The sequence below is a fragment of the Curtobacterium sp. 1310 genome (genome assembly GCF_017834105.1).
GTDB lineage: Bacteria > Actinomycetota > Actinomycetes > Actinomycetales > Microbacteriaceae > Curtobacterium.
In genome coordinates this window covers 1-19,111 of record NZ_JAFICY010000007.1, presented here as the reverse complement: position 1 = coordinate 19,111, position 19,111 = coordinate 1, and the positions used below count along the sequence as shown (strand labels likewise).

Annotated in this window: 20 protein-coding genes; 8 read left to right on the top strand and 12 right to left on the bottom strand. The window is 72.3% G+C overall.

Annotation, left to right across the window (positions count from 1 at the left end; genetic code table 11):
* The first annotated feature begins 2 nt into the window (after positions 1 to 2).
* Entirely contained in the window at positions 3 to 1,028 is a 1,026-nt protein-coding gene (locus tag JOD95_RS14725) for a LacI family DNA-binding transcriptional regulator (protein WP_209685762.1), read from the top strand.
* On the opposite strand, the gene JOD95_RS14720 is transcribed toward JOD95_RS14725, so the two are convergent.
* From JOD95_RS14720 to JOD95_RS14680, 9 genes are all read right to left on the bottom strand, one after another.
* The gene (locus JOD95_RS14720) at positions 1,004 to 1,804 is read right to left on the bottom strand and encodes an HAD family phosphatase (RefSeq protein WP_209685760.1); all 801 of its coding nucleotides are present in this window, start codon (positions 1,802 to 1,804) and stop codon (positions 1,004 to 1,006) included. The two genes, JOD95_RS14725 and JOD95_RS14720, sit on opposite strands and share 25 nt — an antisense overlap.
* A 133-nt stretch (positions 1,805 to 1,937) precedes the next feature.
* The gene (locus JOD95_RS14715) at positions 1,938 to 4,358 is read right to left on the bottom strand and encodes a TIM-barrel domain-containing protein (RefSeq protein WP_307810463.1); all 2,421 of its coding nucleotides are present in this window, start codon (positions 4,356 to 4,358) and stop codon (positions 1,938 to 1,940) included.
* A 54-nt stretch (positions 4,359 to 4,412) separates the two neighbouring features.
* Positions 4,413 to 5,306 carry a carbohydrate ABC transporter permease gene (locus tag JOD95_RS14710; protein ID WP_209685759.1) on the bottom strand — a complete coding sequence of 298 codons (894 nt, stop codon included), beginning with the start codon at positions 5,304 to 5,306 and terminating at the stop codon, positions 4,413 to 4,415.
* Entirely contained in the window at positions 5,303 to 6,268 is a 966-nt protein-coding gene (locus tag JOD95_RS14705) for a carbohydrate ABC transporter permease (RefSeq protein ID WP_209685757.1), read from the bottom strand. Before JOD95_RS14705 ends, JOD95_RS14710 begins: the two co-directional genes overlap by 4 nt.
* 44 nt (positions 6,269 to 6,312) lie before the next feature.
* Positions 6,313 to 7,623, bottom strand: coding sequence for an ABC transporter substrate-binding protein (locus JOD95_RS14700; RefSeq protein WP_245172470.1), 1,311 nt, complete (start codon positions 7,621 to 7,623; stop codon positions 6,313 to 6,315).
* 100 nt (positions 7,624 to 7,723) lie between these two features.
* On the bottom strand, positions 7,724 to 8,536 hold the full coding sequence (locus JOD95_RS14695) for a fructosamine kinase family protein (protein WP_251160420.1): 813 nt from the start codon (positions 8,534 to 8,536) through the stop codon (positions 7,724 to 7,726).
* A 33-nt stretch (positions 8,537 to 8,569) separates the two neighbouring features.
* Entirely contained in the window at positions 8,570 to 9,277 is a 708-nt protein-coding gene (locus JOD95_RS14690) for a response regulator transcription factor (RefSeq protein ID WP_209685755.1), read from the bottom strand.
* Positions 9,265 to 10,464, bottom strand: coding sequence for a sensor histidine kinase (locus JOD95_RS16515; protein ID WP_209685753.1), 1,200 nt, complete (start codon positions 10,462 to 10,464; stop codon positions 9,265 to 9,267). The genes JOD95_RS14690 and JOD95_RS16515 overlap by 13 nt, the downstream gene beginning before the upstream one ends.
* Positions 10,465 to 10,535: 71 nt before the next feature.
* On the bottom strand, positions 10,536 to 11,384 hold the full coding sequence (locus tag JOD95_RS14680; protein ID WP_209685751.1) for a LysR family transcriptional regulator: 849 nt from the start codon (positions 11,382 to 11,384) through the stop codon (positions 10,536 to 10,538).
* Between the two features lie 71 nt (positions 11,385 to 11,455).
* On the opposite strand from JOD95_RS14680, the gene JOD95_RS14675 reads away from it, so the two are divergent.
* On the top strand, positions 11,456 to 12,388 hold the full coding sequence (locus JOD95_RS14675; RefSeq protein ID WP_209685749.1) for a DMT family transporter: 933 nt from the start codon (positions 11,456 to 11,458) through the stop codon (positions 12,386 to 12,388).
* Here the strand turns inward: JOD95_RS14675 and JOD95_RS14670 are convergent.
* Together JOD95_RS14670 and JOD95_RS14665 are read right to left on the bottom strand one after the other, a co-directional pair.
* Positions 12,375 to 13,223 carry an aminoglycoside phosphotransferase family protein gene (locus tag JOD95_RS14670; RefSeq protein ID WP_209685747.1) on the bottom strand — a complete coding sequence of 283 codons (849 nt, stop codon included), beginning with the start codon at positions 13,221 to 13,223 and terminating at the stop codon, positions 12,375 to 12,377. The genes JOD95_RS14675 and JOD95_RS14670 overlap by 14 nt on opposite strands.
* Before the next feature lie 29 nt (positions 13,224 to 13,252).
* Entirely contained in the window at positions 13,253 to 13,702 is a 450-nt protein-coding gene (locus JOD95_RS14665; RefSeq protein ID WP_209685745.1) for a VOC family protein, read from the bottom strand.
* 63 nt (positions 13,703 to 13,765) lie between these two features.
* Here JOD95_RS14665 and JOD95_RS14660 point away from each other — a divergent pair, with 63 nt between their 5' ends.
* The gene (locus JOD95_RS14660) at positions 13,766 to 14,242 is read left to right on the top strand and encodes a GNAT family N-acetyltransferase (RefSeq protein ID WP_209685742.1); all 477 of its coding nucleotides are present in this window, start codon (positions 13,766 to 13,768) and stop codon (positions 14,240 to 14,242) included.
* 28 nt (positions 14,243 to 14,270) lie between these two features.
* On the opposite strand, the gene JOD95_RS14655 is transcribed toward JOD95_RS14660, so the two are convergent.
* Positions 14,271 to 15,008 carry a GntR family transcriptional regulator gene (locus JOD95_RS14655; RefSeq protein ID WP_209685740.1) on the bottom strand — a complete coding sequence of 246 codons (738 nt, stop codon included), beginning with the start codon at positions 15,006 to 15,008 and terminating at the stop codon, positions 14,271 to 14,273.
* A gap of 141 nt (positions 15,009 to 15,149) precedes the next feature.
* On the opposite strand from JOD95_RS14655, the gene JOD95_RS14650 reads away from it, so the two are divergent.
* The 5 genes from JOD95_RS14650 to JOD95_RS14630 all read left to right on the top strand — a co-directional run bounded on the left by JOD95_RS14650 (position 15,150) and on the right by JOD95_RS14630 (position 18,957).
* Positions 15,150 to 16,028, top strand: coding sequence for a class II fructose-bisphosphate aldolase (locus JOD95_RS14650; RefSeq protein ID WP_209685739.1), 879 nt, complete (start codon positions 15,150 to 15,152; stop codon positions 16,026 to 16,028).
* Positions 16,025 to 16,813: an HAD-IA family hydrolase gene (locus JOD95_RS14645; RefSeq protein WP_209685737.1), complete on the top strand. Its 789-nt coding sequence runs from the start codon at positions 16,025 to 16,027 to the stop codon at positions 16,811 to 16,813. The genes JOD95_RS14650 and JOD95_RS14645 overlap by 4 nt, the downstream gene beginning before the upstream one ends.
* Entirely contained in the window at positions 16,810 to 17,439 is a 630-nt protein-coding gene (dhaL, locus tag JOD95_RS14640; RefSeq protein ID WP_209685735.1) for a dihydroxyacetone kinase subunit DhaL, read from the top strand. Before JOD95_RS14645 ends, dhaL begins: the two co-directional genes overlap by 4 nt.
* A gap of 86 nt (positions 17,440 to 17,525) precedes the next feature.
* Complete coding sequence (gene dhaK / locus JOD95_RS14635) at positions 17,526 to 18,521, top strand: dihydroxyacetone kinase subunit DhaK (RefSeq protein ID WP_209685733.1); 996 nt, start codon at positions 17,526 to 17,528, stop codon at positions 18,519 to 18,521.
* 16 nt (positions 18,522 to 18,537) lie between these two features.
* Positions 18,538 to 18,957 carry a heme-binding protein gene (locus tag JOD95_RS14630; RefSeq protein ID WP_307810462.1) on the top strand — a complete coding sequence of 140 codons (420 nt, stop codon included), beginning with the start codon at positions 18,538 to 18,540 and terminating at the stop codon, positions 18,955 to 18,957.
* The last annotated feature ends 154 nt before the right edge of the window (positions 18,958 to 19,111 follow it).

The window sequence follows — 19,111 nt, the reverse complement described above, 5'->3', positions numbered from 1 at the left end:
GCGTGGGCCGGGTCACGCTGCAGGACGTCGCGGAGCACGCCGGCGTCTCGATGAAGACCGTGTCGAACGTCGTCCGTGGCTACCGGCACGTCAGCGACGCCATGCGGACCCGGGTGCAGACGTCGGTCGACGCGCTCGGCTACCGACCGAACGTGACGGGACGGAGCCTGGCCACCGGCCGCACGAACATGCTCGCGTTCGCGTTCCCCGACCTGCGTCGGCCGTACTTCGCCGAGCTCGCGCACGTCTTCTCCGAAGTGTGCGCCGCGCGCGGCTACCAGCTGCTGCTCGAGGAGACCGCCGGGGCGCCGGGTGGCGAGCTGTCGGCGGTCCGTGGGCGCGAGGCAGGCGTCGTCGACGGGGTGGTCATCCACCCGCAGGTGCTCACGCCCACCGAGATCGACCGGGAGCGCGGCGACACCGCGGTCGTGTTCCTCGGCGAGGACGTCCGTCCGGAGGGAGCGGACCTCGTCGCCATCGACAACGTGCGGGCCGCGGCCGAGGCCGTCGCGCACCTCGCGGCCCTCGGGCGGCGCCGGATCGGCTTCCTCGGCCACGAGGTGGGTGAGCAGTCGCGCACGTCGGCCTTCCGGACGGAGGGCTACCGCGACGGCCTCTCCGCGGTCGGGTTGCCCTTCGACCCGTCGCTCCTGGTGGCGCGGGAGGTCGGTGACGCCCGCGGGGCGGAGGAGGCCTTCGGACGCGCGCTCGACCAGGGGCTCCGGATCGACGGGCTGCTCTGCCGCGACGACCTCGCCGCCGTCGGGGCGCTGCGGGCGATGCGCCTGCGGGGGCTCGAGGCGCCCCGCGACCTGGCGGTGGTCGGGTGGGACGCGATCGGACTGGCCGCCAGCCTGGTGCCGAGCCTGACCTCGGTCGCGCCGGACACGGTCGCGCTCGCCGAGGCAGCCGTCGACCGGCTGCAGGAGCGCATCGAGGGACGCCCGGGCGAGGGTCGGGCGGTGACGGTCGGCCACCGGCTGCTGGTGGGGGAGAGCGCGCCCTACCCGGACGGCTCCGTCGACTGATCCGGGCGGCCCGTCGTCGGACCGCCCGGCGACGACGACGCGGCCGCCGGAGCCTCTCGTCGGACCCGGCGTCGGGCCTCACGGAGGCTCGCGCGCTGCAGGCGCATCGTCGGCCACCCCGCTGCCCGCGCGTGCGCGGCGAGTCCCTGGTCCGGGTTGACCACCACGGCGTGCCCGACGAGCGACAGCAGCGGGATGTCGTGCCGTGAGTCCGAGTACGCCCAGCACCGGGCGGGGTCTGCGCCGGTCCGGGCCAGGAGCGCACGGGCGGCGACCGCCTTGTGCTCCCCGTGCAGGAACGCCCCGTCGAGGCGGCCCGTGTACGTGCCGTCCCGCACCTCGAACACGCTGCCCAGTGCTCCGGTCAGACCGAGACGGCGCGCGATCACCTCCGCCAGGAACGTCGGTGTCGCGGTGACGAGCCACACCTGGTGGCCCTTCGCGAGGTGCTCCTGGGCGAGGGCAGCGGTCTCCGGCCACACGGACGGCTCGGTGTGCCGGACCCAGACGTCGTCCGACAGCTCCGCCATGTCGGCGACCGTGATCCCGGTGATCACCTCGAGCCCGCGGGTCTGCGCGGCCGCCAGGTGCCGGTCGTTCTCACCGCGCACCTTGAACCGCGCGTGCTTCCACCCGGCACCGAGGACGTCGCGCAGGGTGATCAGGCCGGCGGCGCGGAGTCCGCGCACGAGGTGGAACGCGCTCGCTCCGTGCACGAGGGTGTTGTCCACGTCGAAGAACGCGAGGACCGGGGAGCCCGCCTGTTCGTCCGCCATCCGACCAGGCTAGGCGACGTGGCTGCGGGCCGCGTCCGGGCGCTGGCTCGGACTGCCCGGTCGGTCTGCGACGTCCCGCGTGTCGCTCGACACGTGCGACGTGCCGCTCCCACAGGACCGGGGCCCGCCTGCGTCATCGCTCCCCGGGGTGCACGCTCCCGAGCAGCTCGACCAGGGCACTGCGCAGCGACTCGGGCAGCCCGACGGTCTCGAGCTCGGCCATCCGGTCGGCGCGGGGTGCGTCGCGGTCGACGACCTCCCACGCGGTGAGCTTCTCCGCGTTGCCTGCCTGGGCGCCCTCGAGGAGCTGCCGTGCGGCGTCGCGGGCGTCGACACCGATCGTGGGCGGCCCGGCGAGGGGCAGGACCGCGCCGGTGTCCGTCGCGACGTCCAGGTCGACCGAGAACCGGTCGGCCGACGCTGCGTCGATCTCCTGTCCGGCCGCGGGCGACCCCAGGAAGGTGACGCGCCAACGACGCCACGCCGGCACGCTGCCGAGGTCGCCCTCGGCGGGGGCGATCCGGAACACGCCGCCGTCGCGGTCCCACGTGAGCGTGGTCCGGCACACGCCGTCGGTGCCGGTGCCGGTGCCGGTGCCGGTGCCGGTGCTGATGCCGGTGCCGGTGCCGCTGGGGGTCCGTTGCTCGCGGTCCTCCACGAGCGTGAACGTGCCCGATGCGCCCGGGGCGACGAGTACCTCGAGTGCCGCGGGGTTCACCGTCGCGTCCGACTCGTCCGACGCCGCGAGCGGCAGGATACCGCCCGCGCGCAGCAGCACGGGGATCGTGTCGAGCCCGCGGTGCAGGTCGACGAACCGGTCGCCGGCGTGGGTCGTGCCGGTGAAGACGTCCGTCCACGTGCCCGGCGGCAACCAGGCCCGGGCCCGGCCTCGCCGCGTCACCGGGTCACGCGGCTCGACGATCGGGGCCACGAGCAGCTCCGACCCGAAGGCGTACTCGTTCGGTACCCGGTACGCCTCATCGCGGTGCGGCTCGAGGTGGTACACCGGTCGGACGAGTGCGGTACCCGCGGCCGCGCGGTGGTTCATGGTGTGCAGGTACGGCACGAGCCGGTGGCGGAAGCGCAGGGCGTCGCCCATCGCGGACCGGGGTTCGGCCGGGAACATCCACGGCTCCTTCCGGATGAACGGGTTGTTCGCCGAGTGCAGGCGCATGATCGGCGAGAAGACCCCGAACTGCACCCAGCGCGTGGCGAGCTCGTCGTCGCGCAACCCGCGGGTGTGGCCGCCGATGTCGTGGCTCCACCAGGGGTACCCGACGTTCGCGGCGGTGGCGGTGAACTCGGGCTGGAACGCGAGGGAGGCCCACGAGACGACGGCGTCACCGGAGAACCCGACCGCGTACCGCTGGCTGCCCGGACCCGCGTACCGCGAGAAGGTCATGCCGGCACCGCCGTCGCGCGCGGAGTCGAGCAGGTGGAAGTGGTTGAGCACCCAGAGCGGGTCGACTCCGGGCATGCCGGAGGTGCGTCCCTGCTGCCAGTCGATCCACCAGAAGTCGACGCCCTGCTCCTCGAGCGGCCGGTGCAGGTGCTCGAAGTACGCGCGGAGGAAGTCCGGGTCGGTGGGGTCGAACGCGACCGTCTGCTCGGTGTCGGGGTCGATCCCGGTCGCAGCGGCCATCGCCGGGTAGGCGTCCTCGAAGGCCCGTACGCCGTCGGCGGGGTGCAGGTTGAGCGTGGTCCGCATGCCGCGACGGTGCAGCTCGGCCAGGAAGGCGGGCGGGTCGGGGAAGAGCGACGGTTCCCACGAGTACCCCGTCCAGCCGTTGCCGAAGCGTGCCGGCACGGAGTCGACGCGGTGCCAGTCCATGTCGATGACCGCGACCGAGAAGGGCAGGCGTTCCTCGGCGAACCGGTCGAGCAGCGCCAGGTACGACTCGTCCGAGTACGGGTGGTAGCGGCTCCACCAGTTCCCGAGCGCCCACCGGGGCAGGAGCGTCGGCGGTCCCGACACCGCGTGGAACGCCCGGAGAGCCGCGTCGTAGTCGCGGCCGTAGGCGAACACCTGCACGTCGCGGCGCCCCGGCACGCGGCTGCCGACCCACCCGTCGTCCTCGAACAGGAACGAGCCGGTGTCGTCGAGCGCGACGATCCCGTCGCGCGCCAGGACGCCGGACTCGAGCGGCATCCGCCCGTCCACGTCGTCGAGCGTCCTGCCGGTGCCGCCGAGGTCGCGGGGCTCCTGGCCCCAGCGCCACCGGTTCGCGTCCGCCCCCGAGGTCTCGACCACCAACCCGGTCGCGGAGAACGGCCGTCCGTCGTACCGGAGGGTGGCGCGGTCCGTGGTCACCTCGACCCCGTCGCCCCGCCGCAGGACGGTGTACTCGGGCACCGGCAGGCGTCGTCGCACCGCGAAGGTCGAGGCGCGGTCCTCGAAGCCGCCGTCGTCGCTCCACTCGACACGGAAGAGCCCGTCGCACAGCACGGTGATCCGCCAGTGGTCGCCCTGCACGACGGCGTCGCCGTCGGCGACCGGGTCGGACCCCGGGAAGGGGCGGATGGTGGGCAGCGGTCCGTCGTCGGGGGTGTGCACGTCGGTTCGGTCCTGTCTCGGCCGGTCCGGCCGGTGTCGGTCTGGAGGCTCGGGTCAGCTCTTGACGGCGCCCTGCGTCACGCCGCTGATCACCCAGCGCTGCGCGAACAGGTAGACGATGATCGTCGGTGCCATCGCCATGAGGTACGAGGCGAACGCCACGTTGTAGTTCGTGCCGAACTGGCTCTGGAAGATGTTCTGGACGACCGGCAGCGTCTGCAGACCGGGGTCCGCGGTGATGAGCGACGGCATCATGAAGTCGTTCCAGGAGGCCAGGAAGGCGAAGATGCCGACCGTGGCGTTCATCGGTCCGAGCAGCGGCAGGATGACGCGCCAGAAGATCTGCCACGTCGAGGCGCCGTCGATGCGTGCGCTCTCCTCGAGCTCGACCGGGATGGAGCGCAGGAACGCCGAGTAGAGCAGCACGCTGAACGACAGTTGGAACATGGCGTGCAGGATCGCGACGCCCACCGGGCTGTCCAGCGAGATCATCGCGGTCAGCTTGATCTGCGGCAGGGCGACCACCGGGAACGGCAGGAACATCGCCGCGAGCAGGTAGACGAACGACCAACGGAAGAAGCGGCGGTGCCAGTTCCGCACGATCGCGTAGGACGCGAGCGAACTGAGGAGCAGCGTCGCGACGACGGTGAGGGCGGCCACGCCGAGCGAGACCGAGAACGACACCGGGAAGCGGGTCAGCGTCCAGGCCTCGGCGAAGCTGGCGGGGTTGAACGGGAAGGGCAAGGACAACGCGTTGCCGTCGACGGCCTGGGTGCTCGTCTTGAACGCCATGGCGACGGTGACGTAGAGCGGGACCAGGACGGTGAGGGACGCGATCGCCAGGACGATCGTCAGCGGGACGTCGACGCGGCCGAGGCGGCGCCGGCGGGGCTGCTCCGGTGTGCGTGCGGCGGCGGTCGCGGGGGACCGGGTGTCGAGGGTGCTCATGCGAGTCGGAGGTTCCTTCCGCGCGTCACTGCGAGCTGCAGGACCGAGATGAGGACGGTGATGATGAAGAAGACGGTCGCGTTGGCCATCTGGTAGGCGTAGTCACCGCTCGTGAAGCCCGTGAAGATGGTCATCGCGACGCTGCTCGTCGCCGAGCCCGGTCCGCCGTTGGTGAGCCCGACGATGACGTCGTAGGCGCCGAGGTAGCCCTTCACGCCGAGTACCGTGTTGATGACGATGAAGCCGCCGATCAGGGGCAGTGTGATCGATCGGAGCTGCTTCCAGGCGCCGGCGCCGTCGAGCGAACTCGCCTCGTACACGTCCGTCGGGATGGAGGTCAGTCCCGCCGTGTAGACGAGCAGCGCACCCGGGATCGTCTGCCATGCCGAGACGATGACGATCGCGAGCCAGGCGAGGTCCGGGTCACCGAGGATGCTCTGCTCGAGCGGTCCGAAGCCGACCGAGGTCGCCAGGGCCGGCAGGGTGTTCGAGAACAGGAAGTTGAAGACGTAGGCGACGATGATGCCGGAGACGACCATCGGGATGACGAACACGGCGCGGAGCCCGCTCGCGAAACGCACGCGCTTCGTCAGTGCGATCGCCAGTGCGAGGGCGATCACCTGCGTGATGACCACGGTCACCACGGCGAAGCCGAGCGTGAAGCCGTACGAGCCGAGGATCGCCGGGTCGGACACGAGCGCCCGGTAGTTCTCGAGCCCGAGGAAGTGCCACTGCCCGAAGCCGAGGTAGTCGGTGAAGCTGTAGAAGACACCGATGCACGCGGGGGCGACGACGAACGCCGTGAACAGCACGAGGGCGGGCACGAGGAAGAGGTAGTAGACGCCCTCGGTGCGGCGCAGCGAGCCGACGCGTCGGTGCACGCGGGACGCGACGGTCGCGGGCCCGGGGCGGGGCCCACCGGTGTCCGGTGTGCCGGGGGTCAGCGGGGTCTGGACGGTCATGAGCGCTCCTGGGGTCCTGGTCGGCGGTGCCGGGGTCGCGGCGGTCAGACCGTCGCCGAGCGGCCGGCGAGGCGTCGCCAGTCGGTGTCGAGCCGCCGCAGCATCGACTCGAAGTCGCCGCTGCGGATCGCCGTCTGCATGTAGTTGCCGAGGGGGATGGAGGTGGGGATGAAGGTGCCGGCGCCCTGGTAGAAGTCGCCGCTGTCGACGTACTGCTGCAGGCCGGCCACGCGCTCGTCGGTCTGGGGAGCCGCGTCCTCGGTCGTCGCGAACGCGAGATTGTCGAGGTTGTAGGCGTTGATGACGTCGGGCTGCATGAGGAACTCGACGAGCTCCCGCGCCTCGTCGAGGTGCGTCGTGGTCGTGGGGATCCAGAGCCCGAGGTCGATGTTGACGCGTGCCTGCCGGTCGTCGGGGTCGTCGGACACGGGGAGCGCGAAGGTCCCGACGGGCAGGTCCGGGTCGACGAGCGCGATCTGGCTGAGCGCCCACGGCCCCTGCAGGTACATCGCGACCTTGCCCTGTCCGAACGCCAGGTTGCCGTCGGCGTAGGAGCGGGTCGCGTGGTCCGGGTTGAAGAACGTCGAGATCGTCTTCGCGCGCTCCATCGGCACGGCGAAGTCGCGCTCGAAGGAGACCTCGGCGTCGGGTCCGACGTCCGTGCCGAGCGCCTTCATCTTGCGGAAGAACGTCCCGGTGTCGACCAGGCTGCCCACGGAGTAGTCGAACAGGCCCTGCCACAGCGTCCAGGTGTCGCGGTCGGTGGCGTAGACGGGGGTGACGTCCGTCTTCGAGAGTGCCGTGCAGACGTCGACGAACTCACTCCAGGTCGTCGGGACCGGGAGGTCCTGTTCGGCGAAGATGCGCTTGTTGTAGATGACGCCCGCGGCCGCCAGGGAGAACGGCAGGACACTGGTGCGGTCCTCGAAGGTCGCGTACTGGTTCGTCAGACCGTCGATGCTCTTCCTGACCCTGCTCGCCGACGGAAGGTCGCCGAGGTCGCGGAGTACGCCGCGCTCGATGTAGCGGGCGAGCTCGAGGTTGTCGTTGAAGCAGCCGACGTCCGCCGGTTCGCCGCGGACGAACTGCGGTGCGATGGCGGTCGTGCTGTCGTGCACGACCCGAACGCCGCGGTGCTCATGCTCGAACCGTCGGAGGAGGTCGTCGAAGTAGGCGATCACCTCCTGCTTCTGCTCGTAGAAGCGCAGCGTCGTCCCACCGGCTGCCGCGGCACCCGAGGACGGTGCCGAGCAGCCGGTGAGTGCCAGTGCGCCGAGGCCGATCCCGCCCGCCGCGCCCGCGAGGAATCCGCGACGGCTCAGCGCCGCACGTGCCGTCGTCCTGCTGGTGACCATCGTCGCTCCCTCTCGCGCACCGTCGCGCTCGCTCTGTTTTACAGCGCTGTAAAAGCAAAGTCAACGACTCGACGAGCATCCCTCGGTCGCAGGAGGGGCGTCAGGCGTAGCGGCGGGCGGCGCGCAACGCGTGGTCGGTGTACGAGCCGCCGAACAGGTACACGTGCAGCAGCAGCGGCGCGAGCTGGTGGAGCTCGACGCGCTCCTGCCAACCGTCCGCCAAGCGGGACTCGGCGTCGTACCCGGCGAGCACCGTCTCGAGCCGGGGGAGTCCGAACAGCGCCAGCAGTGCCAGGTCGGTCTCCGCGTGCCCGCCGTGCGGCGTTGCGTCGATGAGCACCGCACCGGTCGGTTCCGAGGAGTCCGTGGGCCACAGGACGTTCCCCGCCCAGAGGTCGCCGTGGATGCGCGCCGGAGCGTCGCCGACGAGCCGGGGCTGCGGGGAGCCGAGCGTGCCGTCCTCGAGCCGGTCGGCCACGCGGTCGAACACCGCGGCCTCGGCAGCGTCGAAGCCACCGCGGTCGACGATGCGCTGCACGAAGTCCCGGATGCGGTACTCGGCGAAGAACGCGCCCCAGGTGGCCGGTGCGTCGGCGGCACTCGTGAACGGCGTCCGCGACCGGCCCATCCGCAGGCCGCCGCGGGTCGGGAACCCGGGCGAGGGCGCACCCCAGTGGTCGGCACCGGCGGCGTGGGTGCGTGCGAGCGAGCGACCGAAGCGCTCGGCCTGTGCACGCGTCGGGCTGCCGTCGCGGATCTGCTCGAGGTGGAGCACGGTCGGCTCCGGGTGGTCGAGGACGCGGGCGATCCGGGTGCCGCCCGTCTCCTCGGCCTCGGCGAGCCAGGCCAGTCCGGCGGCCTCGGCGGTCGCCTCGTCGGGGTCGCGGAACGTCTTCACGTGGATCTCGGGCACCGGTCCATCCTGCCGACGGTGCCCGGCGGGTGTTCAGGCTCCGCGGCGGGCGGCGTGCACGACCAGGGCGAGCTGCACCCGGTTGTCGACGCCGAACTTCTCGTACACGTGCCCCACGTGGGTCTTCACGGTGGCCAGGCTCACGAACAGGTCGGCGGCGACCTGTGCGTTCGAGGCTCCGGCGGCCACGGCGAGGGCGACCTCGGTCTCGCGGTCGGTCAGGCTCGCCAGGAGCGCGCGCTCGGCGGCTCCGTCGGCCGCGGCGGTCGCGACGGCGGCCGTCCCACGTCCCGTTCCGGTCGGGGCGCTCGCCGCGACGGCGATGACGCGGTCGAGCACCGACGGCGACAGGATCGACCGCCCGGCGGCGACCGTCCGGACCGCGTGGACGAGGTCGTGCGGCGGGGTGTCCTTGAGCAGGAAGCCCCGGGCGCCCCGCTGCAGCGCTCCGAGCACGAGGTCGTCGTCCTGGAAGGTGGTCAGGACGAGCACGGCCAGCTCCGGCTGCTTCCGGAGCTCCCGTTCGGTGGCGACGAGGCCGTCGCAGCGGGGCATCCGGATGTCCATGAGCACGACGTCGGGTGCTGCGGAGGCGATCACGCCCTCGGCCTCGAGTCCGTCGCCGGCCTCGCCGACGACCTCGATGCCGTCGTCGCCGCTCAGGAGCAGTCGGAGCCCGGCCCGGACGAGGTGGTCGTCGTCGACGAGGACGACCCGGATCGGTGCGCTCACGCCGTCCACGGGAGCACCGCCTCGACCACGTGGGTCCCGTCGTCGTCGCGACCGGCCGTGAAGGTCCCACCGACGAGCCGGGCCCGTTCCGCCAGGCCCCGCAGGCCGTGACCGCCGGGAGCGCCGTCGCCGGTGCTCGCGGGTCCCACCGTCGGGTTGCCCACCCGCACGCGCAGCGCCGGACCGTGGAGCACGTCGACCGTGACGGTGACGGGCTGCCCCGGAGCATGTCGGCGGGCGTTCGTCAGCGCTTCCTGCACCACCCGGTAGGCGTGCCGCCCGACGGTGTCCGGCGCGGCGGTGACGGCCTCGTCGACGGTCGCCGACACCACGGCGCCCGAGGACCGCGCCTCGTCGAGCAGCGCGGGGAGGTCGCGCAGGGTCGGCTGCGGGGGAGCGGTTCCGGCGAGCGTGGCGGTGTCCCCGGGGTCCCGCAGCACGCCGAGCACGTCGCGGAGCTCGGTGAGTGCGGCGTGCGCCTCGGCCCGGACGACCCCGGCGGCCTCGACCGTCTCGTCGGGTGACAGCGACCGGCCGCGGTACTCGAGCGCCCCGGCGTGCAGGGCGACGAGCGACAGCCGGTGTCCCAGCACGTCGTGCATCTCGCGGGCCAGGTGCGCCCGCTCCTGCTCCCGGGCGCGGTCCTCGCGGAGCTGCTGGTCGCGTTCGAGCAGGGCGGCCCGTTCGCGCAACCCGTCGAGCAGGGCCCGCCGCTGCCCGATCGCGATGCCGATCGCGACGAGCAGGGCGGTGAGCACGACGGCCGCGACGAGCACCTGCCACAGGGGCGTGGCGTCCTCGACCGGGTACAGCCCCTCACCGAACATCGAGGCGGCCACGAACGCCGCACTCCCGATCGCGATCTCGGCCGGGCGCCGCCGGGTGACGAGCGAGACCAGCGCGAGGACGGCCGCGCCGACCGCGAAGGTGGACACGGTGCTGCCGGCGATGACGAGCACGCCGACGAGCAGTGGTGCCCGGTGCCGGAAGGGGACCAGGACGAGCGCGGTGAGCCCGACCGCGAGGTCGACGAGCAACGCCGCACCGAGCCGGGCCTCGCTCCACCGTGTGGTGTCGAGGGTCGACCAGATCGCGCTGAACGCGGTGAGCCCGACGAGTGCCGCGAGCACGAGTCGCCACGACTGCGCCCACACGCGTCGGCCGAGGGGCACGGGACGGAGCACGGTCGAGGTCACGGCTCCGAGCCTAGGAACCCCGGCACCCGCGCCGGATCGGCCGAAGGTCGGAGAAACGGCGGCGGCCGGGGTCACACTGCGTCGACGAGGGCCCGGGCCAGCGGGTGCCACGGCCGCGAGTCCGGTCCGCTGAGCACGAGTGTCCGCACGTACCGCGGTTCCACGGGCAGCATCACCAGGTCGTCCGGCAGCATCACCCGCCCGAGCGTCGGGACGATCGACACCCCCTCGCCCCGCTGGATCATCCCGAACATCGTGCTCATCTCCCGCACGCGGTGTGCCCAGCGGAACGGTTGCCCGGCGAGCTCGTGCATCCGCTGGATCTGGTGCTCGCAGCCTCCGCCACCGGCGACCAGCCCGTCCTCGTGCAGGTCGTCGAGCGTCAGCGCGGCACTCGACGCGAGCGGGTGGTCGCGCCGGACGACCGCGCCCATCTCGTCCCGCGCGACGACCACGCTCCCGTCGGGTGCCGGCACCGGGTCGACGAGCACGGCGGCGTCCACGGTGCCGCCCTCGAGCCACTCGGCCATCTCGTCGTCGTCACCCTCGTAGACCTGCACGTCGACGTCCGGCAGCGTCACCGCCCACAGCTCGCGGAGCCGCGGCAGCAGGCCCTGGCAGACCGTCGGGACGGCGGCGAGGCGCACGGTGCCGCGGATCGTGGCGGGCCGCACCACGGCCTCCAGGGCGTCGACCGAGGCGAGCACGCTGCGGGCGTGGGCCAGCATGCGGTCGCCGAGCGGGGTGGCGACCGCGGCGCCGCCGCGCCGGACCACGGGCCCGCCGACCTCGCGCTCGAGCCCTGCGACGGCGTGCGAGACGGCGGACTGACCGACGCCGAGGGTGGTGGCCGCGCCCGTGAAGGAGCCGGCGTCCACGGTGGCGACGAAGGCGCGGAGCTGCGGGATCGAGAGGGTCATGCGTGTCCTTCATGCCGTCATGCAGTTCAGTCGTTCGACACATGTGCCGGACGTGGCCGATGCTAGCGCTCGTGAACGCCCTCCTCTACGTCCTGGTCGCCCTCACCTGGGGTTCGAGCTTCTTCTTCGCGAAGATCGGGCTCGAGGGACTCGCACCGCAGCAGGTCGCCACCGTCCGCACGGTCCTCGGAGCCCTCACGCTCGTCGTGGTGCTGCTCGCGACCCGTCGACGGTGGCCGCGCGAGCGGCGCGTCTGGGGACACCTGTTCGTCGTCGCGGTGTTCCTCAACGCCGTGCCGTCCTCGCTGATGGCGTGGGCCGAGCAGACCGTGCCGTCGGGTCTGGCGAGCATCTACAACGCCACGACGCCGATCATGACGCTCCTCGCGCTCGCGGTGCTGGTGCCGTCCGAACGGCTCAGCCGCCGCCAGCTCGGCGGCGTCGTGCTGGGGATCGTGGGTGTCCTCGTGCTCGTCGGTCCGTGGGACCTGGTCGGCGACCCCGCCGTGCTCGCCACCGTCCCCGGCCAGGTCGCACTGCTCGGCATGACCGCGTCCTACGGCATCGGACTGGCGTGGCTCCGGCGCTTCGGCGTCGGCAGCGGGCAGGACCCGACGACGGTCGCGACGGTGCAGCTCACCCTGGCGGCGCTGCTCATGCTGCTGGTCGCGCCGGTCATCGCGACCGGGCCGGTGGACCTGGACTGGAGGATCGTGGCCGCGATGGTGGCGCTCGGTGCGGTGGGCACGGGGCTGGCCTACGCGTGGAACACGCGCCTGGTCGGCGCGTGGGGCGCGGGGCGTGCCTCGACCGTGACCTACCTGACGCCGGTGGTCGGGGTGGCGCTCGGGGTCCTCGTGCTCGGGGAGCCGCTGCGGTGGAACGAGCCCGTGGGTGGGGTGGTGGTGCTGCTCGGGATCGCGTTGGCGTCCGGGGTGCTGCGCGGGCGGCGGCGGGTCGTGTCGTCCGTGGCGGCGACGGACCCGATCGTCAGAACGCGCTGAGGGCGGCCCGCAGCATCCGCTGGCCCTGCGCCTCGAACGCCGGGTCACCGACGGCGAACGCCCACGCGGCCGTCCCCACCGCCTCCCGCAGTTGCAGCCACCGCCAGTCGTCGGCCTCGCGCGGATCGTCCCCGTAGCCCTCGATGAACGCCTGTTCGAGCCGGGGCTTCCGCTCCCAGTACAGGACGGCGAGCCGGGTGAGGTCCGTCGCCGCCGGGCGGAGGGCGAAGCGCCCGAAGTCGATCACGTGCAGGCGGTCCTCGTGCACGATCCAGTTCCGGGGGTGCCAGTCGCCGTGCGTCGGTACCACCGTGACCGGGTGCGGCTCGGCCGACCGGAGCAGGGACCGGACGCGTCGGACCGTCGCGGGGTCGATCCGGTGCGGGGCATCGAGCAGGCGGAGCGCCTTCGCGGTCTCGACGCCCAGGTGGTCCGGGTCGGTGATCGCCGCCTGGTCGTGGAACCGACGGAGGATCCTGCCCGCCTGACGATGGAGCTCCGTCGACGTCTCGTCGTCGTTGCCGAGGGCGAGGCGACCGGGGATGCGGTCGATGACGAGGACACGGGTCTCGACGTCGGCGTGCGCCAGCGGAGCGGTGTCGCCGTGCCGGACCAGCTCGCCGGTCCACGAGCGGTGGGCGGCCAGTTCACGGGGGAAGTGCGTGTTGTCCGGACCGCATGCCTTGACCGTGTGGTCCCCGTGGGAGCTCCGGACGTGCAGCACCCGGGTGTCGAGCAGACCCCACGATTCGTCCGACAGGACCACGGAGCCGGGCAGCACCCGCTCGACGAACGCGACCTGCGCCGCGTCCAGTCCGCTGTCACCCCACCGCACGGCAACATCCTCGCAGGTGCTGCCGCCGATCACGGTGTCGGCGTCGAGGCCGATCCGCCGGGTCGCCGGCCGATCGAGGACTGGAAGCGCAGCAGGTAGCCGTCCGGGTCCTGCACGAGGAACTGGTGGACGCCCGCCTGCTCGTCGCCGACGCCGTACCAGGTCGTCTCCGGCTGCATGAAGAGCGGGACCCCGGCAGCGGTGAGCCGCCGGGCGAGGGAGGCGCTGTCCGGGACCGCGACCTGGAAGTTCACGCCGCGGCCCAGCGGGGCGTCGAGCGGGCCCGTCAGCCAGTTGCGACCGACCCCGGCCTGCTCGAGCATCACGTGCGCCGTTCCCTGCACGAGGTAGGCGAAGCGCTCCTGCGGGCGGTCGTACCGCACGGCGAAGTCGCAGAGACCGCACCAGAAGGCGATGCTGCGGTCGAGGTCGCGCACGAGCAGCTCGGGCACGAGTGCCGGTTCGGTGAGGTCGTCCACCCCGCCATCGTCGCACCGTCCTGTGCCCCGCACGGACCGGGTACCCAGCACTACGCTCGCCCCGTGCTGACGATCGAGACCGTGCATCCCGACGAGCCCGTCGCCGAGCGCATCCTCCGCCGGTACACCACCGAGGTCGCCTCCCGGTGGTACGGACGGCCCGCGACCGAGGACGAGGTCGACCAGGCCCTCCGCGACGAGCCGTCCGACGACCTGACGGGCACGACCGGCGTGCTCCTGGTCGCACTCGACGACGGCGAGCCGGTCGGGTGCGCCGGTGCGCGCTTCCTCGGGGACGTCGCAGAACTGACCAAGGTGTTCACCCGCGGCGAGGCCCGAGGACGGGGCGTCGGCAGGCAGCTGGTCCAGGCCGTCGAGCGGGCGTGCGTGGAACTGGGCATCGACGTGGTCCGTCTCGACACCCGCGGGGAGCTCGCCGAGGCGTGCGCCCTGTACGAGCGGCTCGGCTACCGGCGGGTCGGACCCTTCAACGCCGAGCCGTACTCCGACCGCTGGTACGCGAAGCAGGTGGACCGGTAGCGCTCGCGGGCGCTGCGGAGTGGTCGGGTCAGGGGCGTGTGTAGTCGAACTGCAGGCGCATCCGGTCGCCGCGGAAGACGATCGTCGAGTACTCGAACGTCGTGCCGGCGCGGTCCGAGATCACGTCGGTGAGCTGCAGTGCGGGATCGCCGTGTCGGAGTCCGAGCAGCGATGCGTCCGCATCCGCGACCGCCACGGCCTCGAGCCCCTCCGCGACGTCGTGCATCGCCAGGTCGAAGGCGTCCTCGAGGACCACGCAGAGCTGCTCGCCGACCACGTCGAGCGTGTCGAGCGTCGGCGCCAGGGCGGCTGGCACGAACGATCTGTGCACGCTCAGCGGCTTGCCGTCGACCGAGCGCAGGCGGACGATCGCGAACACGTCGTCGTCGCGGCCGAGTCCCAGACGGTCGCGCACGCGGGCCGGCGCCGGGCCCCGGTCGATCGACACGAGGTCGGTGCTGATGTCGTACCCGAGGACCTCGAGTTGCTCGCGGATGCCGCGGTACGCGGGGGACACCGCGTTGATCTTCTCCGGCGCGACGAACGTCCCCTTGCCCGGGACCCGTGTGAGCAGGCCGTCGGTGGTGAGCTTGGTGAGCACACCCCGCACCGTCATCCGGCTGGTGCCGTAGTACCGGTTCAACTCGTTCTCGGACGGGATCCGCTGGCTCGGTGCCCACTCGCCGCCGGTGATCTTCGCGGTGAAGATGTCCTCGAGCTGCTGGTAGATGGGCACGGCGGAATCGCGGTCCACCTCGTCGAGCACGGTCCACCTCGTTCCCTGCGCGGATGCACATCCGGTAGCCGCTCATGATACTTGTCGAGTCCGGTATAGACAGGTACAGTCCGAGCAGTCGTCGACGGAGACGACATCCCACGACGCAACGACGCAAGTGAGGACCCAGGCATGGACGTGTCCACCAGGACGTTGACCAGGACCGCACGGGACGGCGGGTACGCGGTACCGGCCGTGAACGTGTTCGACGAACTGAGCATGCGGGCGGTGGTCGCCGCGGCGGTCCGCACGAGCGCTCCGCTGATCGTGCAGATCTCCGTGAAGACCGTCCGCAGCTCGGGGACCGCCTTCACGACCGACCTCTTCCGAGCGCTCACCCGCGACGTCGCCGTGCCGGTCGCCCTGCACCTCGACCACTGTCCCGACCGGGCGGTGCTCGACGACGTGATCGCCGCCGGGTGGTCGAGCGTCCTGTTCGACGCCTCCGACCGGGGCCTCGACGACGCGGTGCGCGAGACCGGCGAGGTCACGGCGGCCGCCCATGCCGCCGGTGTCGACGTGGAGTCGGAGATCGAGAACATCCTCGGTGTCGAGGACGGGGTCGGCAGCGACGAGTCGCGGCACGCGTACTCGGTCGAGCAGCTCGCCGAGGTTGCCGAGCAGACCGGTGCCGACCTCCTGGCGCCCCAGTTGGGGACGAGCCACGGACTGTACAAGGCGGATCCGGTCCTGCTCCCCGAGCGCGCGGCCGAGCTCGCGCGACTGACCGACCGCCCGATCGTCCTGCACGGCGGCACGGGTCTCGGCGAGCAGGACTTCCGGGCGTTCATCGACGCCGGCGTCTCGAAGGTGAACATCTCGACGGCGGTGAAGCACGCCTACATGCGGGCATCGCTCGCCCACCTGGAGCACGCCCGTGATACCGACTCCTGGGACCCGCCGAAGCTCGTCGCCGCGATCGAGTCCGCCGTCACCGACGTCATCGCCGAGCACGTCGCGTGGTTCGGCGCGGACGGCAAGGCCGACGACAGCACGGCGGGTCGGCCGTGACCCGCGCGCTGGTCTTCGACTGCGACGGGGTCCTGGCCGACACGGAGCGCGACGGGCACCTGCCGGCGTTCAACGCGACCTTCGCACACTTCGACCTGCCCGTCCGGTGGAGCGAGGAGGACTACGCCGAGGTGCTGCGCATCGGCGGCGGGAAGGAGCGGCTGGCGTCCCTGCTGACGCCGGAGTTCGTCGACCGTGCCGGGCTCCCCGCCGATCCCGACGGACAGCGCGCGCTCGTCGCCGAGTGGCACGCCGAGAAGACCCGGCGGTACACGGCGATGGTGCGCGACGGCGTGATGCCCGCTCGACCGGGCATCGCCCGGATCGTGCACGAGGCCCACGACGCCGGGTGGCTGCTCGCGGTGGCGTCCACCTCAGCCGAGGCATCCGTCCGCGCCGTCCTCGAGCACGCGGTCGGCGACGACGCCGCGACCTGGTTCCGCGTGTTCGCCGGCGACGTCGTACCGCGCAAGAAGCCGGCACCGGACGTCTACGAGCTGACCGTCCGCGAGCTCGGCGTCGACCCGGCCGACGCGGTCGTCGTCGAGGACAGCGCCAACGGGCTCCGTGCAGCGCTGGGCGCCGGCCTGACCACCGTCGTCACCGTCAGCAGCTACACCGCCGGCGAGGACTTCACCGGTGCCGCGCTCGTCGTCGACCGACTCGGCGACCTGCCCGACACCCCCGCCCACGTCATCGCCGATCCGACCCACGTCGAACCGGACGGCCAGGTCACGCTCGACACCCTCACCCAGCTCCCGAACCCGACCGGAGGATCACGATGACCACCGCCGCCACCACGCACCTCGAACAGACCGTCCGGCTCATCGCCACCACCTGCGTCGAGAACGAGACGTACTTCAGCGACCTCGACGCGGTGGCCGGCGACGGCGACTTCGGGTACTCGCTCGCCCGCGGGTTCGAGAACGTGCTCGAGGGGTTCGACGGCTACGACCGTTCCGATCCCGGCACCTTCCTCCAGCAGGTCGCGATGACGATGAGCAGCAGGATCGGCGGCACGTCGGGGCCGATCTGGGGGACCGCGTTCCTCCGGGCGGCCGGGGTCGTGAAGGGCCGTGAGGACCTGGGGGCCGACGACGTCGTCGCGATGCTCCGAGCCGCGGTCGAGGGGATCAAGAAGCGCGGCGGGGCCGACCTCGGCGACAAGACCCTCCTCGACGCGATCGTGCCGATGACCGACGCCATCGAGGCCGACGCCGCCGCCGGTGCGGACGGTACGGCGATCGCGCGCCACGCGGCCGAGGTCGCACGGCAGGCCGCCGACGCGACCTCGGCGCTCGAGGCACGCCGCGGCCGGGCCTCGTACACCGGCGAGCGCAGCATCGGCTCGCCCGATCCCGGCGCGGTCGCCGTGGCCGTGCTCGCCGAGCGCGTCGCTGACGACTGGTGACGCGGGACACCACCGCACGACCTGACCACCACCACCGCACGATCCTTCGCAGTACCCGACCACCACGATGAAGTGAGGCAACCGCAGTGAAGAAGTTCGTCAACGACCCGAAGCAGTTCGTCCCGGAGATGCTCAAGGGCCTCGCCCTCGCCAACCCGGACACCCTGACCTACGACCCGGAAGCCAACCTGATCGCCCGCGCCGACGCTCCGCGCGACGACAAGGTCTCGATCGTGCAGGGCTCCGGCTCGGGGCACGAGCCCGCGCACGTCATGGTGGTCGGGAAGGGCATGCTCGACGCCGCCTGTCCCGGCGACGTCTTCGCCGCACCACCCACCGACTACGTCGTCGCCGCCGCTCGCCGGGTGAACAGCCCGAAGGGCGTGCTGCTCCTGGTGAACAACTACACGGGCGACAAGATGGCGTTCGAGATGGCCGAGGAGTTCGCCGACGCCGAGGGCATCAAGGTGAAGACCCTGTTCATCGACGACGACGTCGCCGTCAAGGACTCCACGTACACGATCGGTCGCCGAGGGGTCGCGGGCAACTTCTTCGTCATCAAGGCCGTCGGAGCCGCGTCCGAGGCGGGCGCCGACCTGGACGAGGTCGTCCGCATCGGCCAGAAGGTGAACTCCGTCACCCGGACGATGGGTGTCGCGCTCACCGCCTGCACCCCGCCGGCGAAGGGCTCCCCGCTGTTCGAGCTCGGCGACGACGAGATCGAGGTCGGCGTCGGCATCCACGGGGAGCCCGGGCGGGCACGGCAGAAGATCGTCTCCGCCGACGAGATCGTCGACATCCTCCTCGACCCGATCGTCTCGGACCTGCCGTTCGCGGACGGCGACCGGGTCGCGCTCATGGTGAACGGCCTCGGCGGTACCCCGATCAGCGAGCTCTACCTGCTCTACGGCATCGCCCACGAGAAGCTCGTGGCCCGGGGGATCACCCCCGTCCGCAGCTACGTCGGCGAGTACTGCACCTCGCTCGACATGGCCGGGGCCTCCATCACCCTCGTCAAGCTCGACGACGAGGTCGAGGAACTGCTCGCGGCACCCGCCGAGATCCCGATCCGCACCTTCTGACGCCGGAGACGACACCGTGGCGAACGAGAAGATCCAGGACAGCCTCACCCTCGACGACGCCCGGCGCGTCATCGACGCCGCCGTCGCGAAGGCCGAGGAGATCGGTCAGCCGCAGGACGTCGCCGTCGTGGACGCCGGCGGCAACCTGAAGGCACACGTGCGCATGGACACCGCGAACATCGGCAGCATCCACATCGCGATCAACAAGGCGTACACGTCGATCGCGTTCCAGACGCAGACGAAGGACCTGAACGACATCACCCGTCCCACCGGTGACCTGTTCGGGTTGAGCGACGCCCACGGCGGTCGGCTCGTCGTCTTCGCCGGGGGCATCCCCCTCGTCCGCGACGGCCGCATCGTCGGTGCGATCGGCGTCTCGACCGGCACCGTCGAGCAGGATCAGGAGGTCGCCGAGGCCGGAGCCGCGGCGTTCTGAGCGGCGGCCGGGGGGGGGGGCCCCACCCCCCCCCCCCCCCGCCCCCCCCCCCCCCCCCCCCCCCCCCCCCCCCCCCCGGCGCCCCCCCCCCCCCCCCCCCGGGCCCCCCCCCCCCCCCCCCCCCCCCCCCCCCCCCCCCCCCCCCCCCCGGCCG

What these genes read in the sequence shown, in the direction of transcription:
- JOD95_RS14710 (WP_209685759.1), bottom strand. Translation starts at nt 5,306, where the DNA reads ATGAGCACCCTCGACACCCGGTCCCCCGCGACCGCCGCCGCACGCACA.
- JOD95_RS14700 (WP_245172470.1), bottom strand. Translation starts at nt 7,623, where the DNA reads ATGGTCACCAGCAGGACGACGGCACGTGCGGCGCTGAGCCGTCGCGGA.
- JOD95_RS14720 (WP_209685760.1), bottom strand. Translation starts at nt 1,804, where the DNA reads ATGGCGGACGAACAGGCGGGCTCCCCGGTCCTCGCGTTCTTCGACGTG.
- JOD95_RS14650 (WP_209685739.1), top strand. Translation starts at nt 15,150, where the DNA reads ATGGACGTGTCCACCAGGACGTTGACCAGGACCGCACGGGACGGCGGG.
- JOD95_RS14705 (WP_209685757.1), bottom strand. Translation starts at nt 6,268, where the DNA reads ATGACCGTCCAGACCCCGCTGACCCCCGGCACACCGGACACCGGTGGG.
- JOD95_RS14680 (WP_209685751.1), bottom strand. Translation starts at nt 11,384, where the DNA reads ATGACCCTCTCGATCCCGCAGCTCCGCGCCTTCGTCGCCACCGTGGAC.
- dhaL (WP_209685735.1), top strand. Translation starts at nt 16,810, where the DNA reads ATGACCACCGCCGCCACCACGCACCTCGAACAGACCGTCCGGCTCATC.